The organism is Methanoculleus sp. MH98A, from assembly GCF_000691865.1.
Taxonomy (GTDB): domain Archaea; phylum Halobacteriota; class Methanomicrobia; order Methanomicrobiales; family Methanoculleaceae; genus Methanoculleus.
Window position 1 is genome coordinate 18825 of the sequence record NZ_JMIO01000037.1, and the last position, 23422, is coordinate 42246.

At 62.0% G+C, this 23422-nt stretch carries 25 protein-coding genes and 1 pseudogene; 12 read left to right on the plus strand and 14 right to left on the minus strand.

What is annotated here, in order from left to right:
* The first annotated feature begins 91 nt into the window (after nt 1-91).
* The 5 genes from EI28_RS06425 to EI28_RS06445 all read left to right on the plus strand — a co-directional run bounded on the left by EI28_RS06425 (nt 92) and on the right by EI28_RS06445 (nt 4479).
* Complete coding sequence (locus EI28_RS06425; protein WP_048113634.1) at nt 92-892, plus strand: FHA domain-containing protein; 801 nt, start codon at nt 92-94, stop codon at nt 890-892.
* A complete protein-coding gene (locus EI28_RS06430; RefSeq protein ID WP_048113636.1) occupies nt 882-2162 on the plus strand; it encodes a serine/threonine-protein kinase in 1281 nt (426 codons plus the stop codon). Before EI28_RS06425 ends, EI28_RS06430 begins: the two co-directional genes overlap by 11 nt.
* Nucleotides 2159-2836 carry a potassium channel family protein gene (locus tag EI28_RS06435; protein ID WP_231476624.1) on the plus strand — a complete coding sequence of 226 codons (678 nt, stop codon included), beginning with the start codon at nt 2159-2161 and terminating at the stop codon, nt 2834-2836. Before EI28_RS06430 ends, EI28_RS06435 begins: the two co-directional genes overlap by 4 nt.
* A gap of 120 nt (nt 2837-2956) precedes the next feature.
* Entirely contained in the window at nt 2957-3694 is a 738-nt protein-coding gene (locus EI28_RS06440; RefSeq protein WP_048113638.1) for an SIMPL domain-containing protein, read from the plus strand.
* A 122-nt stretch (nt 3695-3816) separates the two neighbouring features.
* The gene (locus tag EI28_RS06445) at nt 3817-4479 is read left to right on the plus strand and encodes an MBL fold metallo-hydrolase (protein ID WP_048113640.1); all 663 of its coding nucleotides are present in this window, start codon (nt 3817-3819) and stop codon (nt 4477-4479) included.
* A gap of 627 nt (nt 4480-5106) precedes the next feature.
* Here the strand turns inward: EI28_RS06445 and EI28_RS06450 are convergent.
* Entirely contained in the window at nt 5107-5958 is an 852-nt protein-coding gene (locus EI28_RS06450) for a mechanosensitive ion channel family protein (protein ID WP_048113642.1), read from the minus strand.
* Nucleotides 5958-6608: a DUF432 domain-containing protein gene (locus EI28_RS06455; protein ID WP_231476625.1), complete on the minus strand. Its 651-nt coding sequence runs from the start codon at nt 6606-6608 to the stop codon at nt 5958-5960. Before EI28_RS06455 ends, EI28_RS06450 begins: the two co-directional genes overlap by 1 nt.
* A gap of 475 nt (nt 6609-7083) precedes the next feature.
* Between EI28_RS06455 and EI28_RS14780 the strand changes: the two are divergent.
* The 4 genes and pseudogenes from EI28_RS14780 to hisE form a co-directional block, all read left to right on the plus strand.
* Nucleotides 7084-7236: pseudogene (locus EI28_RS14780) on the plus strand (PAS domain-containing protein); the annotation flags it as partial.
* 4 nt (nt 7237-7240) lie between these two features.
* A complete protein-coding gene (locus EI28_RS06460; RefSeq protein WP_231476626.1) occupies nt 7241-8518 on the plus strand; it encodes an ATP-binding protein in 1278 nt (425 codons plus the stop codon).
* A gap of 598 nt (nt 8519-9116) precedes the next feature.
* Nucleotides 9117-9557: a NusA-like transcription termination signal-binding factor gene (locus EI28_RS06465; RefSeq protein ID WP_048113644.1), complete on the plus strand. Its 441-nt coding sequence runs from the start codon at nt 9117-9119 to the stop codon at nt 9555-9557.
* Nucleotides 9550-9843 (plus strand): phosphoribosyl-ATP diphosphatase, encoded by a 294-nt coding sequence (hisE, locus tag EI28_RS06470; RefSeq protein ID WP_048113645.1) that lies wholly within the window; start codon nt 9550-9552, stop codon nt 9841-9843. The genes EI28_RS06465 and hisE overlap by 8 nt, the downstream gene beginning before the upstream one ends.
* Here hisE and EI28_RS06475 read toward each other — a convergent pair whose 3' ends face one another.
* The 6 genes from EI28_RS06475 to EI28_RS06500 form a co-directional block, all read right to left on the minus strand.
* Nucleotides 9844-10290: a bifunctional nuclease family protein gene (locus EI28_RS06475; RefSeq protein WP_048113646.1), complete on the minus strand. Its 447-nt coding sequence runs from the start codon at nt 10288-10290 to the stop codon at nt 9844-9846.
* Between the two features lie 46 nt (nt 10291-10336).
* Entirely contained in the window at nt 10337-11377 is a 1041-nt protein-coding gene (locus EI28_RS06480) for a flippase-like domain-containing protein (RefSeq protein ID WP_048113648.1), read from the minus strand.
* A gap of 150 nt (nt 11378-11527) precedes the next feature.
* Complete coding sequence (locus EI28_RS13145; protein ID WP_052379688.1) at nt 11528-12097, minus strand: DUF357 domain-containing protein; 570 nt, start codon at nt 12095-12097, stop codon at nt 11528-11530.
* Nucleotides 12094-12846, minus strand: coding sequence for a diphthine synthase (dph5, locus tag EI28_RS06490; protein ID WP_048113650.1), 753 nt, complete (start codon nt 12844-12846; stop codon nt 12094-12096). The genes EI28_RS13145 and dph5 overlap by 4 nt, the downstream gene beginning before the upstream one ends.
* A gap of 145 nt (nt 12847-12991) precedes the next feature.
* The gene (gene feoB, locus EI28_RS06495) at nt 12992-14842 is read right to left on the minus strand and encodes a ferrous iron transport protein B (protein ID WP_048113652.1); all 1851 of its coding nucleotides are present in this window, start codon (nt 14840-14842) and stop codon (nt 12992-12994) included.
* A complete protein-coding gene (locus EI28_RS06500) occupies nt 14839-15468 on the minus strand; it encodes a metal-dependent transcriptional regulator (RefSeq protein ID WP_048113653.1) in 630 nt (209 codons plus the stop codon). The genes feoB and EI28_RS06500 overlap by 4 nt, the downstream gene beginning before the upstream one ends.
* Nucleotides 15469-15720: 252 nt before the next feature.
* Here EI28_RS06500 and EI28_RS06505 point away from each other — a divergent pair, with 252 nt between their 5' ends.
* The 3 genes from EI28_RS06505 to EI28_RS06515 all read left to right on the plus strand — a co-directional run bounded on the left by EI28_RS06505 (nt 15721) and on the right by EI28_RS06515 (nt 18479).
* Complete coding sequence (locus tag EI28_RS06505) at nt 15721-16176, plus strand: ester cyclase (protein ID WP_048113654.1); 456 nt, start codon at nt 15721-15723, stop codon at nt 16174-16176.
* Nucleotides 16177-16260: 84 nt separating this feature from the next.
* Nucleotides 16261-17892: a helix-hairpin-helix domain-containing protein gene (locus EI28_RS06510; protein WP_048113710.1), complete on the plus strand. Its 1632-nt coding sequence runs from the start codon at nt 16261-16263 to the stop codon at nt 17890-17892.
* Complete coding sequence (locus EI28_RS06515; RefSeq protein ID WP_048113712.1) at nt 17889-18479, plus strand: undecaprenyl diphosphate synthase family protein; 591 nt, start codon at nt 17889-17891, stop codon at nt 18477-18479. Before EI28_RS06510 ends, EI28_RS06515 begins: the two co-directional genes overlap by 4 nt.
* A gap of 3 nt (nt 18480-18482) precedes the next feature.
* Here the strand turns inward: EI28_RS06515 and uppS are convergent, their stop codons facing one another.
* From uppS to EI28_RS06545, 6 genes are all read right to left on the minus strand, one after another.
* The gene (gene uppS, locus EI28_RS06520) at nt 18483-19262 is read right to left on the minus strand and encodes a polyprenyl diphosphate synthase (RefSeq protein ID WP_048113655.1); all 780 of its coding nucleotides are present in this window, start codon (nt 19260-19262) and stop codon (nt 18483-18485) included.
* Nucleotides 19262-20272 (minus strand): radical SAM protein, encoded by a 1011-nt coding sequence (locus EI28_RS06525; RefSeq protein ID WP_048113657.1) that lies wholly within the window; start codon nt 20270-20272, stop codon nt 19262-19264. The genes uppS and EI28_RS06525 overlap by 1 nt, the downstream gene beginning before the upstream one ends.
* Nucleotides 20273-20436: 164 nt before the next feature.
* Nucleotides 20437-21597 (minus strand): KamA family radical SAM protein, encoded by a 1161-nt coding sequence (locus EI28_RS06530; protein ID WP_048113659.1) that lies wholly within the window; start codon nt 21595-21597, stop codon nt 20437-20439.
* Between the two features lie 276 nt (nt 21598-21873).
* Nucleotides 21874-22251, minus strand: coding sequence for a Zn-ribbon domain-containing protein (locus EI28_RS06535; protein ID WP_048113661.1), 378 nt, complete (start codon nt 22249-22251; stop codon nt 21874-21876).
* A 20-nt stretch (nt 22252-22271) separates the two neighbouring features.
* Nucleotides 22272-22640, minus strand: a complete 369-nt coding sequence (locus EI28_RS06540; RefSeq protein ID WP_048113714.1) for a DUF2073 domain-containing protein — start codon at nt 22638-22640, stop codon at nt 22272-22274.
* Nucleotides 22641-22645: 5 nt separating this feature from the next.
* A complete protein-coding gene (locus EI28_RS06545) occupies nt 22646-23287 on the minus strand; it encodes an Era-like GTP-binding protein (RefSeq protein WP_048113663.1) in 642 nt (213 codons plus the stop codon).
* Between the last annotated feature and the right edge of the window lie 135 nt (nt 23288-23422).

Consider the following 23422-nt stretch of genomic DNA (forward strand, 5'->3'; position numbering starts at 1 on the left):
GTGCCGGCACGGTGCGCCGCCCGTTGAGGGGCACAACCTTCATCAGAGACCTCGTTAAAACATACAGCAACGGAATCCCGCACGAAAGCCTATGACCGACGAAGACTCAAGGACGCTTATCCTCGATATCGACAACGACGACCTGCAGGAACTCTCCGAATACCTGGACGTGCTGAGCAGCAGCACGCGTTTGAAGATCCTGAAAGTCATCGAACGAAACCCGAAAGACGTTCGGCAGATATCGGCCGCGATCGAGACAAGTTACGAGAACACGAAAAAGCACCTCGACAAACTGATGAGCATCGGGGTCGTCCGCAAAGAGGCCGGTCTCTCGCGTCCGACCGCAAAGGGAGTCCACCCGGTCTGGAAATACTCGCTCGTACCCGGCGGACTCGAAGCGATCACGAGGAGCCTCGGGCTCTTCTCGAACCTGAAACTGACCCTCACGGACTCCGTGCTCGCGAAAAAACTCGCCGGCGTCCGGGAGACGTTCTCGGGAGAGTTCTCCGGGCAGCCCCCGGTCGTCATCATCCTCGGGGGTGCGGATGACGGCAGGGTCTTTGCGCTCGGCGAGGACAGCATCGCCGTAGGCCGGGCGGACCCGGGAGCTCCCGAGCGGGGCGCGCAGGCAATCGTCCTCGGCGAGGCGTACGCGGCGGTCACCCGCGTCTCGAAGCCGCACGCCCGGCTCACCCGCCGCCGCGGGGACGGCGCCTGGCTCATCGAGGACTGCGGCAGCACGGGCGGCACCTTCGTGAACGGCACGCCGCTTGAGGCGGGCACGCGGCGGGAACTTCACGACGGGGACCTCATCGAACTCGCGAAAGGCGCACCGGGGGCAACCCTCGTCTTCGTCGTTCCCGGGGGGGTGCCGGTGCCGGATGCCGCCTGACCGGGCCGGGCGGGCTGCCGTCCTGCTCCTCGTCGCCGCGCTCCTTCTCGCAGCCGCCGCTCCTGCCGTCTCGGGCGCCGGAGGGCCGCCCGAGCACGCAAACGCCTCCCCTCAGGGCATCGAATCCGCCGGAAAGAACCCGGACGAGGATAAGGATGCCGGCCCAGGTCAGAACAAGGGCAAGGCTACGCCGGAAGAGACCGCCACGCCCGAAAATACCCCGACGGTGGCGACGCCGGGTGCAACGGCAACCCCGACCGCCGGGGCTGTGCCCGAAGAGAACAACGCGGCCGACGCCGACCCGTTCCCCTGGGCCGGGGCCATCCTGGTTCTCGTCCTCCTCGCAGGGGCCGTCGTTTTCGGCGCCCGGTACCTGACGGGACCGCCCAGAAAGGAGGCGGAGCCCGCCGCGACCATCCTTGCCGATGCATACCAGACAGTGCTCTCCCGGCCGGCAGGGTTCCCGCCCGAGCTTGCGGAGCGCTACGACCGGATTGCCTTTGTCGGGAGAGGAGGGCTCGGGCAGGTCTTTTCGGCGGTCAGGCGCGATGACCGTCGAACCGTAGCGGTGAAGATCCCGACCGCCTACGACGAGGCGACGGGGAAGACCTTCATGAAGGAGATGCGGTTCTGGGAAGACCTGGCTCACCCGAACATCGTGACGGTTCACTCGGTCAATATCCTCCCGGTACCGTTCGTCGAGATGGAGTACCTCCCCCGGACGCTGGATGACCTTGAAAAACCCCTCCCGGTGGAGACCGCCGCCCGCATCGCCGCGGGCATCGCCGCCGGGCTCGCCTACGCCCACGGAATGGGCGTGATTCACCGGGACATCAAGCCGAGGAACATCCTTCTCGACGACGACCTGACACCGAAGATCACCGACTGGGGGATGAGCACGACGGTGGCGGCGAGCGGGGATACCGGTGTCGCCGGATTCACCCTCGCCTACGCGGCCCCGGAGCAGGTCGCGCCGGAACGGTTCGGCAGGCCCGATGCACGGACGGACATCTACCAGCTCGGCGCCGTCTTCTACGAACTGGTGACGGGGAAGGCTCCCTTTGCCCGCGAGAGTCTCGCCGGGCTGGCCGAAGCGGTCATCCGCGAGCAGCCCCCCCCTCCCTCAGAGATAGACCCCACGCTTGCAGCACTCGACCCGATCATCCTCCGGTGCCTTGCAAAAGACCCTGCCGACCGCTACCGGTCCGCCGGAGAAGTGCTCGAGGCGATCGAGGCCGTGTTAGGCGACGCGGAAGAGGGGAGAGCGTGAAGAGCCTTCTCGCCCGGTATCTTGCCCGCGCCAGGGCGATGCAGTTCCACTACCTGCTCGCGTCGCTCGTCCTCCTGCTCGCCGTCTACCCCTACGTGAGTGCAGGGCCGAGCGGGGCGGCCGCCCTGAAGGTGCTCACGTCCTTCATCCTGATCACCGGCGTCTACGCCGTGAGCAACCGGCGGCGGCAGGTCGCGATCGCTGCCCTCTTCGCGGTCCCCGCCTTCGGCCTCGGCTGGCTCCACGTCATCACCGGGAACCCGGCACTCGGAAGCGCCGAGAGCATATTCACGCTCCTCTTCTACGCCTTCACCGCGCTTGTCGGCCTGTCAAGGGTGCTCGGGACACGCCGGATCACCACCGACACTATCTACGGCGCAGTCTCCGTCTACCTCCTCATGGGCCTCACCTGGGCGACGGCCTACAACCTTGTCGAGGGTATCGCCCCCGGATCGTTCTCGGCAGAGTCGGGAGCGGGTTTCACCTTTCCTGCGTTCATCTACTTCAGTTTCGTCACCCTTGCGACGCTCGGTTACGGCGACATCACGCCGGTCACCGATCAGGCCAGATCGCTCGCCCTGCTCGAGACCGTGAGCGGGACACTCTACATCGCCGTCCTGATCGCCCGCCTGGTGGCGGCGGCCGGATGGCGAACCGATGCCGCAGATGAGTGAGCGGCGCAGAAATTTCAGAGCAAAACGACGGATTTCCCGATTCGTCCGTTTTAAACTACGAAAAATCTCGTAGTTAAAGCAAGATATTTATTTTGACCGAATCAAGAGATGATTGATACTATGCGAGGAAAAGCAGCACTTCTGGGGATCGCTCTCATGGTCCTCTGCGCCGCGGTGATCGGCAACGTCACCGCACAGTTGCCGGAGGAATCCAGGGACAAGCTGATCCACGTGTCCGGCACGGGCAAGGTGACGACCACGCCTGATGAGGCCGTCGTCGTCTTCGCGGTCGAGACCGAGAACACCGACGTCAAGACAGCACAGCAGCAGAATGCGGAAAGAATGGACGCCGTGGTCAACGCGCTGAAGAGGGGCGGCGTTCCGGAGAAGGACATCAGGACCGCCGGCTACAACATCATCCCGATAACCGAGACCGACAGCAGGGGCCTGACAACCGCCAGGGTCAAGTACTACCGGGTCATCAACAGCCTCGAGGTCACGTTAAACGACGTCGACCGCGCCGGCGAGATTGTCGACCTCGCGGTAGAGAACGGCGCAAACAAGGTCAACCGGTTCTCGTTCACCTTGAGCGACGCAAAGCAGCAGGAGTTCCGCTCGCAGGCCCTGACCGCCGCGGTAGCACAGGCGCGGGGCGACGCCGATGCCGTCGCCGCGGCCATCGGCAAGACCATCGTCGACGTCAAAGAGGTCAACGTCGGGAACAACTACATCCCCCTGGTTTACGATACCCGCTACGACAGCATGGAGAAGGCGGCGAGCGGAGCGGCCTCGACACCGCTCGAAGTCGGCGAGATCGACGTGACCGCCACCGTCTCCATCTCCTACATCATCTCCTGACCGCACCTCAACCACCTCTTTTCGTCTGTAGGCCCGGGCTCCGATCTCCGGGCCATTCCCCCATCTCACGGCCTGCCCCATCGGGAAGCATAATCGTTTGCGAGGAGAGACCGGGTCTATCTATGTTCACGATAACCGAAGTCTACAACAACATCCCCTGCCGGGAAGGGCTCACGACGGACTGGGGGTTCTCCTGCCAGATAGAGGAGGCGGGACTGCTCTTTGACACCGGCGCGAAAGGAGACGTGCTGCTCTCGAACATGCAGGCGCTCGGCATCGATCCCGCAGGCATCCGGCGCCTCGTGCTCTCCCACGACCACTGGGACCATATCGGCGGCCTCGAAGCGGTTCTTGCCGCGAACCCGTCGATCGAGGTCTATGTCCACGACGCGTTCTCCGAAAAGACGCTTTCGCTGATCCGGGAGCACACCGAACCGCGGATAGTGGCCGAGTGGACGGAGATCGCGGACGGCATCGCCGTGACCGGGCCGCTCGGGACCGATATCCGGGAGCAGTCGCTCGCGATCGCCGTGCCGAACGGCTACCTGGTCGTCACCGGGTGCGCGCACCCCCACATCGCCCGGATCGTCGCGAGGGTCTCGGAGGTCGGGCCAGTCCTGGGCGTCATCGGCGGGTTCCATAGTGTCTCCGGCGAGGACATCGAAGCACTCGCGGGGGTGGCGTACCTCTCGGCGTCGCACTGCACCGATAAGATAGCGGAACTCAAAGAGTGCTACCCGGGCTCGTTCCAGCCGGGGGGTGTGGGGAAGGTGCACCGGTTCTGAAAAAAAGGGGGCGTTGGAACCCCACTGGTTGTTCCAGATGGCCGCACTCCGGGGTACGGCTTTCCACCGGGTTCGCACCTTCGCACCTCCGGTGCTTAAACTCCGTTCCCGAAACCCTTCCGGGTTTCTCCAGCTCCGATTCTGACGAACCGTCGCATCCTGAAGGAACGTCGTTCTTCGGTGCTCTAGCTCAGGTTCTCCGAACCATCGCTTATCGCCATGACTGCCCCCGCCCGCAGGAAGGGGGAGGAGCGCGAAGCGCGGGCGGGGTGGGGCCTGAGATATGCGGTTCTTCGCGCGAGACAGGGGAGGGGGAGACCCCCTCGCACCTATTGGTGCTCATGCTCCGTTCCTATCGGAACATCGCACTCCCCGTCAGCCCCTCCCCTGGGGCGATATCCCCTCGGAATCCACGTCTGGGACGCAATTTAAAGTCACGCGTGCGCACCGCAGGCGAGAATCGCAACGGTTCGTGAGTGCGACTGGCGTCCCGGCAGGAGCTTGTGCACCGAAGAACGACGTTCCGACAGGAACGACGCTCTGCAGGAACGGGGTTCGAGCACTGGAGGTGCGAAGGTGCGAGAACCGGAGCGCGGCCGGGAGAGGCCTCCAACAAGGTTAAAAAAGTTATTCGTTCTTTTCTCCGGATCCGCCCTTCACCTCGAGCCCGTCCGCAAACCAGACGGTGCGCTGCGGGAAGGGCACCTCGATGCCGTTCTCTTCGAGCGCAACCTTGATCTTCCAGAGGAGATCCGTCCGGACCTCCCACCAGTTCCGGGCCGGCGCCCAGATGTAGGCGGTCAGGTTCACGCTGTAGTCTCCCAGGTTATCGACGAAGACCGACGGCGCCGGGTTCTTCAGCGCGAAGGGGTGGGTCTCGATGACCTCCTTTGCGATCCGGATCGCCTCGTTCGCGTCGTCCTGATGCCGGATACGGATCTCGTATGTGAACCGCCGGGCCGCGTTGTGGACGTAGTTCGTGATGTTCGAGGTGAAGACCTTCTCGTTCGGGATCCGGATGTAGATCCCGTCGTAGGTCTTGATGACGGTCGAGAGGACACGGATATCCTCGACACTGCCGGCGACATCGGCGACATTGATGTTGTCGCCGATCCTGATCGGGTGCTCGAACATCAGGAAGAGACCGGAGATCAGGTTGGAAACGACACTCTGGCTCGCAAAACCAATGACGATACCGGCGACACCCCCGGCCACCAGGAGGCCGGAGAGGTCGAATTCGAGCTGCGGGAGAGCGACGACGAACGCCCAGACGATGATACCGTAGTAGACCAGTTTCGCGAGCAGTTCGCGCTCGTTCACGGGCAGCCGCTCGGCGAGGATCCTGCGGACGTTTATCGCGACGATTCTCGCGATTATGACGCCGACCGTGAGGATAACGGCGAAATACAGGAGGCTCTCGACGGTGATATCGCCGACGCCGATGGGTATCTCCAGAACCTCCGTCACGTTGAACGCCATCAGAAACCCCACTCCATCAGGTATCCGCGGTCGATAGCCGGGATCTTGCGGGCCGTGTAGAGCTCGACGGACTTCACCATCCCGGGCCGGAGCGGTGCGTCGACGAAGTCCGTCTCCGCCATAGTCTTGGTGAGAACTTTCATCGTGGCGGTGGCCGCCACGAAGTCACCATAGTAGATCTTCATATCGGTACTCTCAAAGACAACCCGGGACACCTCCACCCACTCGCGGCAGGAATTGTGGAGGGAGAGTTCCATCACCCCCTCGCGGAAGGGATCGACCTGAGGGATCTCCGGGTAGACCGCGCTCTCGTAGTACCGGGCGATGATCCCGCTTGTCGGCGAGCCGTAGAGCGTGTACTTCTGGGTGCCGGAAGCAAAGACGTCCAGCACCTCGATATCCCGCGCAGACTCCACGAAAACACCGATCTCAACAGGAAACTTCAGGTAGACCGTCCGGGAGGCGCCGGGCTCGATCATCATCGGTGAGAACTCCACCAGCAGGAAGTCCGTGATCTCCCTGGGGAGGTTGACCGGCTCGACCGGATTGATGACCACCTCGCCCGTCTTCGAGACCAGAATCCGCTCGAACGTCTGGCCTTCGCACCTGCGCCGGTAGGTCAGGAGACCGTCGACACTCTCGGCTTCCACCAGAATATCACCGCATTCGCGGCGAAAAGTGCCCCTGTAACGTCCGAACATCAACTATGATCTGCAAATACTCAAATATTAACCTACGCGATAGACGCGATCCGCCGGGGTCGCGTCACGCCACCCAATCCCGGAAGACGAATCAATACGGGTATTTATGCAGATACTCAAACGAAATAGAGTGGTTGCGGGGAACCAGTCTGATTTAAAAGGGAACAAACTGAGAAAGTATATATAATAAATCTTTTCGACAGTATATATCACAGAGGATAAATGGACACTCTTTTAACCGGCTGCTCCAGACACTTTTCCTGCGCGTTTGCTCCAAACAATAATAATCAGAGGGCGCCATATCGGCCGGCACGGAGGACTCACCCGGAAATCCGGGTAAGAAGACCTCCTCGCGGCATTGCGGGATGAGAACCGTTCCCGGGTGATGCGTTTGAAGACAGAACAGAAAAGAGTCAGAGAATCAATGAATCGCAGCCAGATACCCGTGAGTATTTTCGACCATCTCCAGCAGCCGGCGCTTGTCCTCGACTGCGAAGGGCGGGTGATCGTCTGGAACGACAGCATGGAGCGGTACACCGGCGTTCCGGCAGAAGAGATCGTTGGAAAAGGGGATTACGCTCATGGAAAAGCGTTATTCGGCGAGGTGTGCCCTACACTGGCCAAACTGCATCCTGACTCACGGCGAAGCCGGGAGCGGCCACTACTGCCTGCTGCATCACGAAGGCGAAGAGTTGCTTGCCGAGTCGCAGATCCCCGCACGACCCGGGAGAGTGGTCGTCTGTATGGCCGCTCCCCTCTACGACACCGGCGGTCGGCAGATCGGTGCGGTCGAGACCATCCGCGAGGGGCCACAGGATAAGGCGGTCGACGAGTCCCGCGGCGCACCGGAAGAACAGGTGCGGATCCTGGCAAGCACTCTGCCCGACATGATCTTCACGCTCAACAGGGACGGCATCTTCACCCAGTTCTTCTGGACCGGCGGCTGGAACCAGGGCGTGAACCCCGAAGACGTCGTGGGCAGGACACCTCACGCCCTGTTCCCACCGGAGGAGGCCGATTACCTGGCCAGGGCAGCGCACCGGGCTATCGAGACAGGGGAGGCCGTATCGGAGACCCGATCGTTTCCGTGGCGCGGGGAAGTGCGGTCGTTCCAGGTCGCCATCCACCCCCTGCACAACGCTTCCGGGGAGACCGTGGCCGCGACCGGGGTAAGCCGGGAGATCACCCGGGAGATCGCCGGCGAACAGGCCAGCCGGCTCTCCAGCCTCTACCTCGACCTGCTCGGCACCGACATCTACAACACCAGCATGGTTGCGGCAACGATCATCGAGATGCTCCGCGACCGCCTCTCCGGCGAGGAGGCGGAACTCGCCCAGAGGGTCAAGATCACGATCGAGCAGGGGATCAACGTCATCAAGAACGTCGAACTCCTGACCACGCTCAACAAACACCGCATCCGCCTGGAACCGGCCGACCTCTCCGCCGCCATCCGCGACCAGATGCAGCGGTACGCGGGTATCGATATCGGGTATGAAGGAGGAACCTGCATGGTCTGGGCGAACCCCCTTCTCGAGCATATCATATCCAACCTGATCAGCAACTGCATCAAGTTCGGCGGCATGAAGGTCAGGATCGACATATCCGTCATGGAGACCGCAGATACCGTGATGCTCTCCGTAGCCGATACCGGCATCGGCATACCGGATCACTTAAAGCCGAACATTTTCGACCGTTTCAGCAGTGAGGGGAGCAAAACCGCTTCCGGGAGCAGGGGGCTAGGTCTTCACATCGTCAAGACCCTCGTGAACCGGTACGGCGGACGCGTCTGGGCGGCCGACCGGGTTCCCGGCAAGCCGGGGGAAGGTGCCGCAATAAAGATCATCCTGCAGAAGTGCTAGTGGGATTTTTCGCGCCTACGGGTGCGGGCCGCCGTCCGGAGGATACGGGGTTCGGAGGATGGATCCGGCTCGCTTTCCCTGTCGGCAGAACCTATCGCTTTCTCCCTGTAGCCCCCACCCAGCCCGGCCTTCGGCCTCCTCACCCGCACCTAACGGTGCTCAAACTCCTGCCGTTCCAGCAGCCGTTCCCCGCACCTTCGGTGCTCATGCTCCGGCCCCATGGCCCGTCGCACCCCGCCCCGAGGGGGCGGGGGCAGTGCATGACGATAGCCGATGGGAAGCCGTGCACGGTTTTTCTCCCGGGACTCCATCCGTCTCCAGCATCTTCCCATGCAGTGGACCGTGGGGGCATCGCCACCGGGGGTGGGGCCGACGGGGAGGGGGCTTGCCCCCTCCCCTGTCTCTACTAACCCCAATCCAGCCGGATATCTATCTCCCGGCCCCGGACCCTCACAGCACCACAAGAGGCACCGTCCGGGTGAAAAACCGGGCGGCACTCCTCTCCACCAGGCCCCTCTCCCCAACGCCCGGGGTACTCAGGTATATATCCCGCGAGCGACTATATCATACCGCATCATTCCCATTGGGGACCGCTTCAATGATACGAACCATATGCTTTAAAGAACGAAGATATATCGAAGAGTTGAGAATTCTTACCCGGGCGACCGCGCTGGACTGTATCATCGACGAGCGCTTCGACCGCATAGTATACCTCATAAAAGAAGGAGACATGGGTCTCGCCATCGGTCGGAAGGGAAGTAATATCCGGAAGATGCAGAGGGTTCTCGGAAAACGTATCGAGATGGTCGAATATTCCCCCCAGATCGAGCAGTTCACGAAGAACGTCTTCAAGCCTGCCAGCGTCGTCGGCGTCGCGAAAGGAGATGACAGGAAACTCTCGGTGTATATCAGCCAAAACGACCTCGGCATCGCCATAGGAAAAGGCGGGTGCACCATCGAGAAGGCACGGCTCCTGCTTGCCCGGTACTTCGAGACCGAACTCGGCGAAGTGCTCGCAGGAGGTGACGCCCATGAATGATTGGAACATCCTCGAAGAAGTCTGGCAGGTTATCCAGGACCGCGCGGAGCACCCGTCTGCTGAAAGCTACGTCAGTTCCGTCCTGACCCACCGGAAAGGAATCGACAAATCCCTCGAAAAGGTCGGCGAAGAAGCGGTCGAGTTCATCCTCGCCGCAAAGAACCAGGTGCCGGAGAGGACGGTCTCCGAAGCCGCCGATCTCCTCTTCCACCTTCTGGTGGCGCTCCGGGCATCGGGCACCGATGTCGGGGACGTGCTCGACGAACTCGCAGCACGCCGGAAGTAATCAGAGATACTCCTTCAGGTCGACCATCCTCGGGAGATCATCCTTCTTTACCGCCGCCGTCTCCACGACCGTATCCTCGATCATGATCGGCGCACGGTAGCGCAGAGCGATGGCTATCCCGTCGCTCGGCCGGCAGTCCATTATCTCGGTGCGCGATCCCTGCCGGAGAAGGAGTTTGGCGTAGAAAACTCCCTCCTCCAGGGAATCGATGTGCAGGGAATCGAGTGCGATCTCAAAGTTCCGAAACACCTCGACGATGAGATCGTGGGTGATGGGACGGGGAAGCATCTCGCTGTTGAGCGCGTTGCTGATCGAGATCGCTTCCCAGAGTCCGACATAGATGGGTATTGTGCTGTCGCCCCCGGCATCCAGGACAACAGTCGGTGCCGCTCCCATCTCGCTCACCGACATGAACACACCCTGCACCCTGCAACTTTGCGCCGTCATGTGATCACCTGACATCAGTCTTCTGATTTTTAAACCTTGGGGTCAATCACCGCTGTTTTTTGGCGCGGGCGAGAAACTCGCGCCGGACAATGACGAGACTCGAAAGGAGACCGAGGAGGATGTTCAGGTAGTAGAAGATCAACCGCCAGAGGAGGACGAAGACGCCCACGATCGCCGACGGGACGAAGAGGCTGTAGAGCGACGTGGCGCCGATCTCCGCAACGCCCGAGCCGCCGGGGGTGAGCGGGATCATCATGATGATGGCGATGACGAGCTGGACGACGAACGACTCGATGAGATACGCGGGCTGCCCGAGACCTATGAGAAGCAGCGACGCGATGACGAACTCCGAGATCCAGAAGAGCAGGGTGAAGAGCATCCCCCACACGAGGCCGCTCTTGCCGTGGTTCACGAACTTGACGAGCCCCCGGTTGAAGTTGTCCACCTCGCGGTCGATCGTCTCCAGCAGGTTCTCGAGCCGCTTTAAGTGCCAGCGGCGGTCGACCCACCGCGAGATCCCTTTGAGCGCCCGCTTGAGGTAGTCCGGGTTCTTGACGGAGTAGACGAAGACCAGCACGAAGAAGGTGACGAAGATCCAGGCGGCGTACATCATGGCGCTCAACCCGCTGAACCCCGAGGCGAGGCTGCTCCAGTAACTGCCGAGGAAGAGCATGGCGAAGGCCCCGAGTGCCCCGAGAACGATCCCATCCAGGATCCGCTCCATGATGACGACGGCGGTGGCGTCTCCGACCGGAACGCCCGCCCGGTAGAGTTCGTGGACTCTGACCGGCTCCCCGCCCGCCTGGGACGGGGTTACCGCCGCAACGAGCATGTTCGCCAGTACCAGGTTCAGGCAGTGCTGCAGGTGTACCCGGTAGCCGAGCGACGCCGACATCTTCTGGATGCGGAGCGCCCAGAACCCGAGCGAGAGGATGTGAAAGAGGACGGCAAGAACCAGATAGAGCGGGTTTATCCGGCTGAGGTACTCGATCGTCGACTCGTCGACGGTGAAGTAAAGAACGCCCGCCATGACAAGAGCGCTAAAACTGAACGAGACGAGCAGCCACTTCCACTGAGACCTCTTCATCCTCTACACTCCCGGGCAACACCAGGGGGAAACACCCGAATTTGGATTAATAAAATATCGTGCGGCTACTATTTAACGATGGTTTTATCGAAAAATCGATAGAAGCGGGAATCCGAGGGATACAGGCCAGGAAAGCGGGATAACCGGATCCTAGACGGTGAAGAGACCCCGTTCCCCGGTTATCCGAAACAGCCCCGCGCGGATGCCGGCATCGAGCCAGGCATAGCCGTAACTGAATCGGGCGAGGGCGGCGGCAAGGTCGCCCGCATCGAGGTATTCCACGCCTTCCGCATACCGGGTGCGTGCCGTCGAATAGAACTCCCCGGCTCCTGCGTGAAGCGGGCTCGCCTCGTCCGCCGCCGCTTCGACCGCTCCGAGGGCCGCATCGAGCATCCGCCGGTAGCGGTGCGTTTTCTCCTCGAGGCGGGCAGCCTGCGATTCCGGTATGCACGCGGCCACCGTGTCCGGAGGGTGAGCGCTGGAAGGCGCGAGCAGCCCGAGGCGCGAGCCTGCGTCAAGCCAGCCGAACCCGTAGGCAAACGCAGCGAGGGCATTCACCCGGTCGCCCCCCCGGAGAAACGCGAGCCCGTCGCTGTGGTAGGCGATAGCCATCTCGAGCACCTCCCCGGCCGCCCGGCAGAGGAGGGTGCCTTCCGGGACGGCGGTCCTGACCGGGGAAAGGGCCTCTCCATAGAGAGCGGCGTAGTCGTCGAGGTTCATAGGCCGGCGAAGGTCTCCAGGTACTCGCGCTCCATCGGGTGGAGGTCCGCCGGCACGGCGAGGATATGGAGCGGAGGGCCGAAATCCGTCTCTTTGAGGTTCGCGCCGGATCCGGCGGCAACCACCGGGTGCTCCGAACCCGCCCGGGCGATCCCCACGTAAAGCGCAGGGGGTTCGATGCCGCGCTTCGCCGCCATCTCCTCGAGAACGGCGATCGCCTCCGGGACACGCATGTAGCGATCGTTCTGGATATCCAGGTAGACGAGCGTATGGAGGTTGAGCGCAAGATTCGCCGCGATCGTCTCGATGGGAGCCGTCGGGAACCAGCCTTTCGCGGGGAACGGCACCGAACAGGACTTCCCGAACCGGTAGTTCTGCAGGCCCGAGAGGCCCGAGACCGCGCTCGATATCGACGAGGCGTGGATGATTGAGGTCTCGATCCCGGCGGCGGCCGCCCGCATCCGCAGGTCGGCATGCGTCGTCGAGACCATGGGGTCTCCCCCGGTCAGGAACGCCACCCGGCCGGCAGCGGCGCAATCGAGGATCTCGCGGGGGTTCTGCTCGACGTCCTCCCGGCCGAGCACCCGGATCTCCTTTCCAAAGAACGCTTCCATCGCGGCGACGTCCGTTCCCATCAGCCGGGATGTGTACGCCTCTAAAAAGACGGCGTCGGCGTTTCCGACGTATTCGAGGCCTTTAACCGATATGTCCCCGAGATCGTAGAGACCGAGGCCAACGAACGTCAGCATGGGGTACCCACTCCGGAGACGGGGGGCACGGTGCAGCCGCGATACACCTGCAGAAGTCGCATCGTCATCTCTCAACTATCGGTGCTCCACCCTCGTAGAGGTAACGGATGGAAGGGAGAGGCGCCGCCCCCTCCCGGGCGGGGGCCTATCCCAGAAGATAGAAGAGAAGAGCCCCGACCAGGAGCCCGAGGGTGACCGTGTAGACCGTGATCGCGAGCGTGATCCGTGACCCGACCTCGCGCAGGAGAACCGTTATCGTCGCAAGGCAGGGGACGAAGAGGACAGTCACGACCGCGAATATGTAGAGTTGCAGCGACGAGAGCACCGATCCGAGGTCGGCGGTGCCCGCGAGGATGGCAAGGGTCTCGAACGCCATCTCTTTTCGGAGGATCCCGAAGATGAGCGCCGTCGCCGAGTAGCCGGGAAGGCCGAGGAGAGCCATGGTGTACGGCTCCACAAGCCCCTGGACGAACGCCATGACGCCGAAGAATTCGAGCAGCCCGAGGACGACGCTTCCTACGAGGAGCAGGGGCATCGCGATGAAGAGGAACTCGGAGAGGCGCGACCAGGCCTTCTTCATCACCAGCTTCGGGTCCGGCCAGCGCAGCGGCACCATCTCCATGATCATCCCGAACCGCTCGCCGGGCGCCACCCGGGAGAGGACGAGCCCCGTCGCGAGGATCAGGACAAATACGATGGCGTACACGCTGAACGCTGCCGCGATGCCGACGAAACTGGCAACGATCCCGGCGATGATGACCGTCCGGGCCGAGCAGGGAACCATCGTGACCAGGAACGAGGCGATGATCCGCTCACGCCGGGAGCGCAGGAGCCGGATGCTCATAATGGCCGGCACGTTGCACCCGAACGCCAGGGTGAGGGGGATGACCGCACCGCCGTGCATCCCGACCCGGTGCATCGCGTTGTCGGCGAGGAATGCCGCCCGGGTCATGTACCCGGAGTCCTCGAGGACGGAGATGATGATGTAGAAGAGGAAGACGTACGGGAACGCTATCCCGAGACCCGCCTGGAGTGCGAGCAGGACGGATACCCCCAGTTCTTCGGCGAGCGGGGGCAGCCCGAGCGCGACGAACGGCTGCATCGCGTAGACTTCGAAGAACTCCACGATCATCTCCTCGAGGAACGATCCCGCGACGAAGACGAAGAGGAGCATCCCGACGAGGATACCGATGAGGATCGGCATCCCGGGAATGAGCCGCGTCAGGATGCTGTCCGGATCGGTCTGGGGGAGTTCCGTCTCCTCTTTTATGGTGAGGTCGGCGATCTTGTGCGCGAAGTTGTGCCGGTTGGCCGCGATGATCTGGGCGACCGTCATCCGGTGCCGGGACTCGATCTCGTCGGAGATCGTCCGCGCCGCTTCGAGCTGTTCCGGGTTGTCGCCGAACCCGAGAAGCGCGCGGACGCTCTCCTTCCGGTCGGCATCGAACATCTTCCCGAGGCTCCGGACGGCCGCCTCGATGTGGTGGTCGTACGGGATCTCGACCATCGACGGGCTCGAGGCGGCAAGGGCCGCCGGGATGATCCGGTCGATGTTCTTCCCCTGCGACGCCGCCGTCAGGATCACCTCGACGCCGAGAAGATCCTGGATCGGGCCGGGATCGATCTCAAGCCCCCGTTTTGCGGCTTCGTCGGCCATGTTCAGCACGACGACCATCGGGAGACCGTATTCCGCCACCTGGAGGAGAAGGTAGAGGTTGCGTTCAAGGCGGGTGACGTTCACCACCACGATGACCGCATCGACGTCCTGCTGCTCCAGGAACCGGCGGACCAGGCCTTCCTCGTCAGAGTTCCCCTCCAGAGAGTAGACGCCGGGCAGGTCCACGAGTTCGAAGATCTCGCGCTGGAAACAGGTGTTGCCCCGTTGCAGCTCGACGGTGGTTCCGGGGTAGTTGCTCACCTCCACCCCGAGGCCGGTGAGCTGGTTGAAGATCAGGGATTTGCCCACGCTGGGGTTGCCGATCAGCGCGAACCTCATGGACACGACTCCACGACGATGGATCTCGCGATCTCGGGGCTGATGGCGATATCGCAGCCTTTCACCCTGACGACGACGGACTTATTCGGGAGTTTGCGCCGGATCTGCACGATCTCGCCGGGGAAGATGCCGAGATCGAGCAGCCGCCTGTGCCGCCGCTGGCCGCGCATCATCGCCACCCGGACGGTATCGCCTTCCTTGCAGTCGAGCAGCGTGCAGTCCCGCCCCCGGCAGCGCCCCATGCGCCCCGGCGGAGACTGGGCGCCGTCCATGTAGGAGGAGAGCCGCTCGATGGTCTCGTCGGAGATGCCGTGCTCGAGGGTACAGGCCTCTTTGTTCGCGGCGTCCTCGTCGACGCCGAGCATCTCCGTCAAAAAACACTGGAGAACACGGTGTTTCCGCGCCACCTTTGATGCCACCGCCGATCCCTTCCCGGTCAACCGGACGGCGTCGCCGCCCGCCCGCTCCAGGTATCCTTCCTCGACCAGAGAGGCGACGGTCGTCCCGGCGGTCTCCTTCCCGGTATCGAGGACTGCCGCTATTTCGTCCAGCGTCGCCGACTGCCCGCTGTTTTCCGTGATCGTGAGGATCGCTTCGAGATAATCCTCAAACGTGGAAGGAAGCATGCTACAATCTCTTTTACTTCTACAAGTTTATGGATTTGGGTCGCGCTATCGGGATCGGGTGCGATACGGGGAGAGCCATGCCACGTCGTGGCAGTGATCGAGCTCTCTGCCGGCCGAAAGACCAACGGGTTAAAAGCCGCCCAATCCGGAATCCTGAGCAAACCGACAGGGATACTGTTCTGAAAACAAACGGTCGCACGACGAGAGCAACCGTTAAGTGCCGGGAACGGGTTCAGGGAGGAGTGATGCTCCATGTCGCTGGAAGGGAATAAAGCAATTGTTCGCAGTTTTATCGAAGCCTATAACGGCCGAAACCTGGATCTGTTCGACGAACTGGTAGTGCCGGACTACGTTGACCACACTCATCAACAGCAGGGCAGAGACAGCTTCAAACAGCTCTTTACGCTGGCTTTCACTGCCTTTCCCGATTGGCACGAACGTATCGAGGATATCATCGCCGAAGGGGATAGGGTGTGGGTTCGTGTTACCGCTACGGGGACGCATACCGGTGAATGGAATCTTTCCGGAGTTTCAATGCCTCCTACCGGCAGGAAGGTGACGATGACGATGGTCTTCATCTGGCGCATAGCCGGCGGCAAACTTGCAGAGGGATGGGAGGTCGATGAGGAACTGGATTTCCTCAAACAACTGGGCGTCATCGAATACACAAAAAAGGGGAAGGAGCTCTTTCCGGAAGATGCCGGGTAGAGAATATACTGTCCGTGCGTGTTTGCCGGAGCCTGCACCCGCCGGGTGTCAACGCCTATATGGTTTCGGGGGAGATCGGTGATCATGGGATCCCCGGAGAGGCAGGTCACGAACAGGGATGTTGCCGAACGGCTCGCGTTCATGGCCCGCCTGCTCGGGATCGCAGGGGAGGATCGATACCGGATCGCCGCTTACGAACGGGCGGCACGGCAGATCGACCACCTCTCCTTCCCGGTCGCCGGGCTCGACGAGGAGGAACTCACCCGCATCCCGGGGGTAGGAGACCGGATTGCCGGACAGATCAGAGAAATCGCCGCCACCGGAACGTTCGGGGAATTAGAAGACCTCGAGGCAGCCATACCCGGATCGGTCGTCGAGCTGCTCGGCGTTGCCGGGGTGGGGCCCAGGACGCTGCACGTCCTCTACAAGAGGCTCGGCATCCGGACCCTGGACGACCTGGAGCAGGCGGTGAAGGGGCACCGGCTCAGGGCGCTCTCCGGGTTCGGAGCAAAGACGGAGGAGGCGATCAAGAGAGGCATCGAGCAGTTCCGGCAGAGGTCGAACCGGATGACCCGCCCGCAGGCGGAAGCCGTGCTCGCGCACGTGGCGGCCGTCCTGCCGGACGGCCGGTATACGGTTGCGGGGAGTTACCGGCGGGGGTCGAGCACCGTGGGGAGGCTTGAGATCGTCGTTGCCGGGGATGGAAGCGAAGCCGCAGACCGCATACCCACCGACGCCGGAGTGAACGTCCGGTTCGCCGGGGAAGACCGGTACGGCACGGCGCTCCTCTGCGCCACCGGCTCGGCCGGGTTCCTGGAAAGGCTTGGGCAGGTGGCGGCCGCGCGCGGCTACCGGCTCACGCCCGACGGCCTCACGGACTCTGCGGGCGGGCGGCTGCATGAGTTCGCAAGCGAGGAGGAAGTCTTTTCGTTCCTCGATATGGAGACGATTCCGCCGGAACTGCGCGAGAACAGGGGCGAGATCGAACTCGCCCTCCGGCACGCCCTCCCCGGTCTCGTCGATCTATCCGACATCAGGGGCGATCTCCATGCCCACACCACATGGAGCGATGGCCGCCAGTCGCTCGATGATGTGGCGGAGGCGGGGGATGCAAGGGGCTACGAGTACATCGTGATCACCGACCACTCTTCAAGGGTGCGGCCTGAGGCCCTTGCAAAGCAGCGGGCCGAGATCGAGCGTGTCAACCAGCGGCACGACTGCCGGCTCCTTGCCGGGAGCGAGGTGGACATCAAAAGCGACGGCACTCTCGGGTACGGGAACAGGATCCTCGCCGACCTCGACCTGGTGATCGCCTCGGTCCACTCGGGGTTTTCCCAGGACCTGGACGTCATGACCCGGCGCATCCTCACCGCGATGGAGAACGAGCACGTCGATATCATCGGCCATCCCACCGGCCGCCTGCTCGGCCGCAGACCGGCGTATGCCGTCGACCTGGAGCGCGTTATAGCGCACGCGGCGGATACGGGGACGGCCCTCGAGATCAACGCATCGCCCCACAGGCTCGACCTTGAGGATATTTATATCTGGCATGCCAAGAAGGAAGGAGTGAAACTGGCTGCAGGAACGGATGCCCATAGAATCGGCGAATTTGCAAACATGCGCTACGGAATTCTACTGGCGCGCCGGGGCTGGTGCGCTCCGGACGACGTCCTGAACACCCTCCCTCTATCCGCACTGCTGGAGTGGACGTCATGATCTACCGGTTCTACGAGAAGATCCTCCTCCGCGATCTCAGGATGCTTCCGGAGCACATCTGCTTCATGATCACCGAGCAGGATATGCTCGATGCTCCCGGCAACCTCTACCTTGCCGCCCAGTGGTGCCGCGACCTCGGGATCGAAAGCGCCATGTTCCACATCAGCACCGGCGACCCCGCCCGGCTGGAGCGGTGCCTCCCGCGGATTCGCGAGGTATCCTCGATCGCGCGCCTGACCCTGCACTACCGCGACGAAAAGGAGGTCAGCGGCGAAGGCATGGACGTGACGGTGGCGATAGGCAAAAGCGGCCGGGAGGAGATCGCCGGCTGCGTGCGAAGGATGGCCGAAGACGGTGTGGATCCGGCATCGGTCGACGAAGACCTGCTGGAATCGTACCTCACCTTCAACTACGAGCCCGATCTCGTCATCAAGACCGGCGGCGACCACCTGACCGACTTCCTCATCTGGCAATCGGTCTACTCCGAGCTCTTCTTCCTCGACGTCAACTGGGCGCTGCTCAGGAAAGTGGATTTCCTCCGGGCGCTCAGGGACTTCCAGTCGAGAGCCCGGCGGTTCGGACGGTAACCCTCACGAACCCCGGGCCACGCGCTCTTTCAGGCGCATGCGCTGGTCGTAGACCCGCATCGCCCGCAACAGATCGATCTTCCTGAACGCCGGCCAGAAGGGGGCGCAGAAGTAGACGGCCGACTCGTGACCGTTCGCAAGCCAGGGAAGGAAGTTCGAGGTCCGGTAATCGTTGCCGGTACGGATGATCAGGTCGACGGGGGGTATGGGCGCCCCCCGGTTGAGGTGGGCCTCAACGGCCTCCGGGTCGATGGCCGCCGGGTCGATGACACCCTGCCTGACCTCGCCGAGGATCGACCGGGCGGCGTGCACGATCTCGTTTCGGCCGCCGTAGGCGAGCGCGATGTTGATGAAGTAATCGCTGTAGTCCCGGGTCGCCTCCTCCGCCGCATCGATGGTCGCGAGGAGGTCGGCAGGGAGGAGGGATCGATCGCCGATCATCTGCACCCGGATGTGGTTTCTATGCACCCGCTCGTCTTTGAGGATCGCGGCGAACTTCTCCCGGAAGAGGCGAAAGAGCGACTCAAGCTCGGCGCTGTCCCTGCGGAAATTCTCGGTGGAGAAGGTGTAGAGCGTGACGTGCTGCACGCCGAGCTCGCACGCCCAATCGAGAACCTGCTCCGTCGCGTCCGCCCCGAGCCGGTGGCCGACCGCCGTATCGAGCCCCTGCTCCCGGGCATACCGGCGGTTTCCATCCTGGATCACCGCAACGTGCCGGGGAACGTGTTTCACCTGCCACTTCAGGTAACGCTCGTAGAGAGGCTCAATCCCCGATCGCAGCATCAGAGCGGTGTCACCTCGACCACCATGCCGCCGTTCGGGTAACGCTCGACAACGTACTTCCTGCCCGGCAGCCCGGCACCGTGCTCGGCAAGCACCCACCACGCCATCTCGATCCGCCCCTCACAGACTGCATACTCATCTTCATCAAAACCCTCCAGGAATCCGTCGACGGCACCCTCCGGCTCGAGGACCCCGTATACGACGGTTCCGTCATCCGTCACCTCCTCGAACGGACGCGCAGTATTGGCAGCGATCCGCTTTAACCGTTCCCGTAACTGGACCGAGTCCTTGAAGACCGATGAGCAGAAGTGGACTTTCGGGTCGCCGACGAGTTTCTCCGCCCACTGGCGGGCACCCTTCACCGCATTGTGCAGCCCGTCATCGAGCTCGAACCCACGTTCGCGCATGGCAGCGGCGCAGGTCTCGCCCCACTCCAGCTCGTTGATGTTGAGGAAGTCGAGGAGCGGGAGGGCGGCGGCAAGGTCCTCGATTCCCGGGAGCGACGGCACCTCGATGCCGATCAGAAACCCCATCCGCCGGGCGAGGACGGCTGATCCGGCGAAGTCGGTCTCGAGGATCTGCGGCCAGACCTCATGAGGCGGGTGCAGCCGGAGCTCGTCAACCAGCCCCTGCAGGCGCCGGAGCATGGTTTCGTCCGGCGCAAGGCCGGTGTAGAGGTGGATCTGGTGATCCGGGCCGAAGTGCTCCTTGAGAGCCCGGCAGTAGTCCACCACCCGCTCGATCTCGAGCAGCGGTTCGCCGCCGGTGACGCCGGTCCCGAGAGCGCTCATGCTCTCCGCAACCTCGATGGCTTCGGAAGGCGACGAAACCTGCCGTTCGTTTGCAAACACCACGTCCCGACCTTTTCGCTCACGCGAGAGCGGGCAGTACCAGCAGGTGCGGCGACACCGACCGGTCACGAAAAGGACCATCTTTGCTCCCTGGTGGCAGAGGACGCATCCCGGAGAGAGGAACGGCCCGCCGGGGGATACTCCCGACTCTTGCGACATAGTTGTAGTATTTATGGGATGGCGGAAGTGAAAAGGTTTGATGGTGACGCCGGGGACGGGAAGAGGTGCAGATAGCAGCAGGAGAGATTGCAGGATCCGCCGTAAAGAGAAGGGATGCCGGGCAGGCGGTAGCGGGGAAGGACAGGGTCGCCCCAGAACTCTACCTACGCCAGATCCTGTGGCTCCCTCACCCTTCCTTCATCCACCAGTTCCGTGTAGTCGTCGAACCAGTAGGCCTCCGGGTTGCTCTTATAGACCATGAACCGCCCGAGATCCTCCGGGTTTGCCGCCTGGTTGTACTTGAAGTAGGTGTACCTGTCCGTCTTCCCGAGAACCTCGATCTTCCCCGTCGCATGGGATATCACGAACCGGGCCCGCTTCGCAAGCCCCGAGCAGATCGTGCGGGCCTGCTCGAATATCCGGTAGGACTCCTCCACCGGCACCGCGAACGTCTTGTTGCCGATTGCCGGGCGGCACTGGAAGACGTAGTAAGGGTTCGCGCCGATGAACGAGAGTTTATCGAAGAGCGCGGCAAGCACCTCCGGGTCGTCGTTGATGCCGCGGATCAGGGGCGTCTGATTCATGACGACCGCTCCGGCCTCCTGCAGGAGAGCGACCGCCCGGCATGCGGCATCGGTCAGTTCCCTCGGGTGGTTGAACTGTGCCATGATATAGATACGCTTCTCGTCCATACTGTAGTCCCGGATCATGTCGAGCAGCGCCGGATCGTTGATGATCCGGAACGGATTGTATGCAGGCATCTTCGTCCCGATCCGGATGATCCCGACATGATCGATCTCGCGGACCTGCCGGACGATATCGAGCAGCCGGTCGGTCTCGAGGATCAGGGGATCGCCCCCGGTGAGCAGGACGTTCGTAATCTCCGGATGATCCCGGATGTAGGCAAGCCCCGCGGAGATGTCCTTATTCACCTCGCGCGCCTCCTCGATGAAGAGGCGCTTGCGGAAACAGTAGCGACAGAGACCGCCGCAGAGGTCGCTGACCAGCATGAGAGCGGTTTCACGGTATTTATGCTGCAGCCCCGGAGCCCGGGTATACCGGTGCTCCGACGACGGGTCGAGATGCCCCCAGGGCTCAAGCTCCTCGACGGTCGGCACGATCAGCCGACGAATAGGGTCGGCCGGATCGTCCCAGTCGATCAGCGAGAGGTAGTAGTCGTTCGCACGGAACGCAAAGAGGTCGGTCACCTCCGCGAGGCGGGTGCGCTCTTCCGGATCGATACCGGGTACCGAATCGAGCGATGAGACATAGATCGGTTTTTTGGTGCTCCCGATCGTGTTTCGGATATCGTATGTCGTGTTCATGGAGTACCTCCCAGGCGACACTCTCCAGTGCAGGATACAATCCGTTACCAGTCGGGGACAGGTGCATGAGAGATCGATAATGAAATCCGATCTGCGCAAAGGGTTCATGAGAGTTTCATGTTCTCATGCAGGAAACCGTCGCTCCGACATGCGTCATTGAGTGTCGGATTACGTGTTGTACCTCAAAAGGGTCCTAAGGATATTTATATCTTCGGTTGGGGGCGCAATGCTGCAAAAGCAGCGCCCGCCCCTCAATTTAAAGCAGTGGATATCGAATCACTTTTTTTTCTTGGCCATGGAGAGGATATCCACAACGTATTTTCCTTCGTTTTCCAGTCCGACAACGACCTCGTCCGATCGGGCCAGCTTCTCGATATTCAGTTCGTACGACCCGGGACCAAGGATGCGGATGCTCTCAATCCTTTCAAAGACCTCGATCTCCTCTTTTTTTCGACGATCCGGCTTGACCTCAAGCACGTCCTCGCCTGTATCCCGGACAATTTCGTCGATGGTCTTCTCCTTCAGCACGTCGTCGTGCCGTTCGGCCTCACGGATGTAGAGAAACTTCTTCCCGCCGCAGCTCGGACATCCCTTCAGTATCTTCGTCGAACCGTCCTCGAACTCTCTGCCGCATTGCGTGCACTTGTGAGGCATGTATCACCTCTGATATCCGTTCATCTCGAAGAGGAGACCCATGCGCTGATGAGATCCTTCTCCTTCTTGAGCGTCCTGAGCTGGTTGGCGGGCCCGATCACGGTCAGCCGGGTCTCGGAACGCTTCCCCCCGAGAAGTTTCGCCAGGAACCCGTTCTGGGCATCCCTGATGGGATAGGTCTCCATCTCGATCCCGGAGAATCCGTCCGGGGCGATCTCCCGCATCGTGATCTCGATGAGCTTGCTCTGCTCTTCCGGCGCGAGACCTTTCTCCAGGATAACGATGTTCCCTTCCATGACGTCATCGAGAATCAGGCGGATCTTCTCCATCGCTGTGAGACGATCGAGACGTTCCGCAGAAATCAGGTCTATCTGTACACCCTGTATCATCTCAATCACCCGAAATATGCCGTCATCTGCTCGTACAGCTCATCCACGTTGTTCCCTTCGAGACCCGATATGGAGATCACGGGGTGCTGGGGAAACGCGCTCTTGATCCGCGCGGGAGACGCGTCGGGGAGATCGTTTTTGTTTGCGACGATCAGAACCGGAAGCTTCCGGCTTTCGATGATCCCGACAAGCATGATGTTCACCTGCTGGAACGGGTCCAGCGTGGAGTCGAGCATGTAGATGACGCCGTCGATATCCTCGCGGAGCCAGTGCATCGCCTCGGCAACACCCTCGGTCGCCTCCCGCGCCCGCTTGACCGCTTCTTCCTTCTCGATGCCGTACTCGACGAACTCGTTGTAGTCGATCTTGGTCGTTACGCCCGGCGTATCGACGATGTCGATGGTGATCGAGCTGCCGTTCTGGCCTGTGATGGTGATGTCTTCTTTGCGCCGGACGCGCCGGGTTTCGTGAGGCACCTCGCTGACCGGGCCGACCGCATCACCGACCCAATCCCGCACGATCCGGTTCGCAAGCGTCGTCTTGCCGGCATTGGGAGGGCCGTAGATCCCGATGCGGCAGGTCCGCTTCTTAAAGAGCGTCTTCAATAGCCCCGAGATCTTTTTTTTCGTACGAACTAAGAACGTCATTAAGCTCCCTCAGGTAGGCCGATTTGCCTATACGTAAGTGAGTTGTGGCACTCACAAATAAATATAATTATATGTTCCGTCCGGCGCATTCTCTCCATTTTGCAGACAAACAACATTCCCGGAGTGAGAGAATTC

Coding starts and splice junctions, on each gene's coding strand:
- EI28_RS06475 (WP_048113646.1), bottom strand. CDS start 10,290: ATGACGGCGCAAAGTTGCAGGGTGCAGGGTGTGTTCATGTCGGTGAGC.
- feoB (WP_048113652.1), bottom strand. CDS start 14,842: ATGAGGTTCGCGCTGATCGGCAACCCCAGCGTGGGCAAATCCCTGATC.
- EI28_RS06530 (WP_048113659.1), bottom strand. CDS start 21,597: ATGAACACGACATACGATATCCGAAACACGATCGGGAGCACCAAAAAA.
- EI28_RS13145 (WP_052379688.1), bottom strand. CDS start 12,097: ATGAACCTCGACGACTACGCCGCTCTCTATGGAGAGGCCCTTTCCCCG.
- EI28_RS06460 (WP_231476626.1), top strand. CDS start 7,241: ATGGAAAAGCGTTATTCGGCGAGGTGTGCCCTACACTGGCCAAACTGC.
- EI28_RS06515 (WP_048113712.1), top strand. CDS start 17,889: ATGATCTACCGGTTCTACGAGAAGATCCTCCTCCGCGATCTCAGGATG.
- EI28_RS06500 (WP_048113653.1), bottom strand. CDS start 15,468: ATGCTTCCTTCCACGTTTGAGGATTATCTCGAAGCGATCCTCACGATC.
- EI28_RS06465 (WP_048113644.1), top strand. CDS start 9,117: ATGATACGAACCATATGCTTTAAAGAACGAAGATATATCGAAGAGTTG.
- EI28_RS06450 (WP_048113642.1), bottom strand. CDS start 5,958: ATGGCGTTCAACGTGACGGAGGTTCTGGAGATACCCATCGGCGTCGGC.
- EI28_RS06440 (WP_048113638.1), top strand. CDS start 2,957: ATGCGAGGAAAAGCAGCACTTCTGGGGATCGCTCTCATGGTCCTCTGC.
- dph5 (WP_048113650.1), bottom strand. CDS start 12,846: ATGCTGACGTTCGTTGGCCTCGGTCTCTACGATCTCGGGGACATATCG.
- EI28_RS06540 (WP_048113714.1), bottom strand. CDS start 22,640: ATGATACAGGGTGTACAGATAGACCTGATTTCTGCGGAACGTCTCGAT.
- EI28_RS06425 (WP_048113634.1), top strand. CDS start 92: ATGACCGACGAAGACTCAAGGACGCTTATCCTCGATATCGACAACGAC.
- EI28_RS06510 (WP_048113710.1), top strand. CDS start 16,261: ATGGGATCCCCGGAGAGGCAGGTCACGAACAGGGATGTTGCCGAACGG.
- hisE (WP_048113645.1), top strand. CDS start 9,550: ATGAATGATTGGAACATCCTCGAAGAAGTCTGGCAGGTTATCCAGGAC.
- EI28_RS06535 (WP_048113661.1), bottom strand. CDS start 22,251: ATGCCTCACAAGTGCACGCAATGCGGCAGAGAGTTCGAGGACGGTTCG.
- EI28_RS06480 (WP_048113648.1), bottom strand. CDS start 11,377: ATGAAGAGGTCTCAGTGGAAGTGGCTGCTCGTCTCGTTCAGTTTTAGC.
- EI28_RS06525 (WP_048113657.1), bottom strand. CDS start 20,272: ATGTCGCAAGAGTCGGGAGTATCCCCCGGCGGGCCGTTCCTCTCTCCG.
- uppS (WP_048113655.1), bottom strand. CDS start 19,262: ATGCTGCGATCGGGGATTGAGCCTCTCTACGAGCGTTACCTGAAGTGG.
- EI28_RS06445 (WP_048113640.1), top strand. CDS start 3,817: ATGTTCACGATAACCGAAGTCTACAACAACATCCCCTGCCGGGAAGGG.
- EI28_RS06430 (WP_048113636.1), top strand. CDS start 882: ATGCCGCCTGACCGGGCCGGGCGGGCTGCCGTCCTGCTCCTCGTCGCC.
- EI28_RS06505 (WP_048113654.1), top strand. CDS start 15,721: ATGTCGCTGGAAGGGAATAAAGCAATTGTTCGCAGTTTTATCGAAGCC.
- EI28_RS06545 (WP_048113663.1), bottom strand. CDS start 23,287: ATGACGTTCTTAGTTCGTACGAAAAAAAAGATCTCGGGGCTATTGAAG.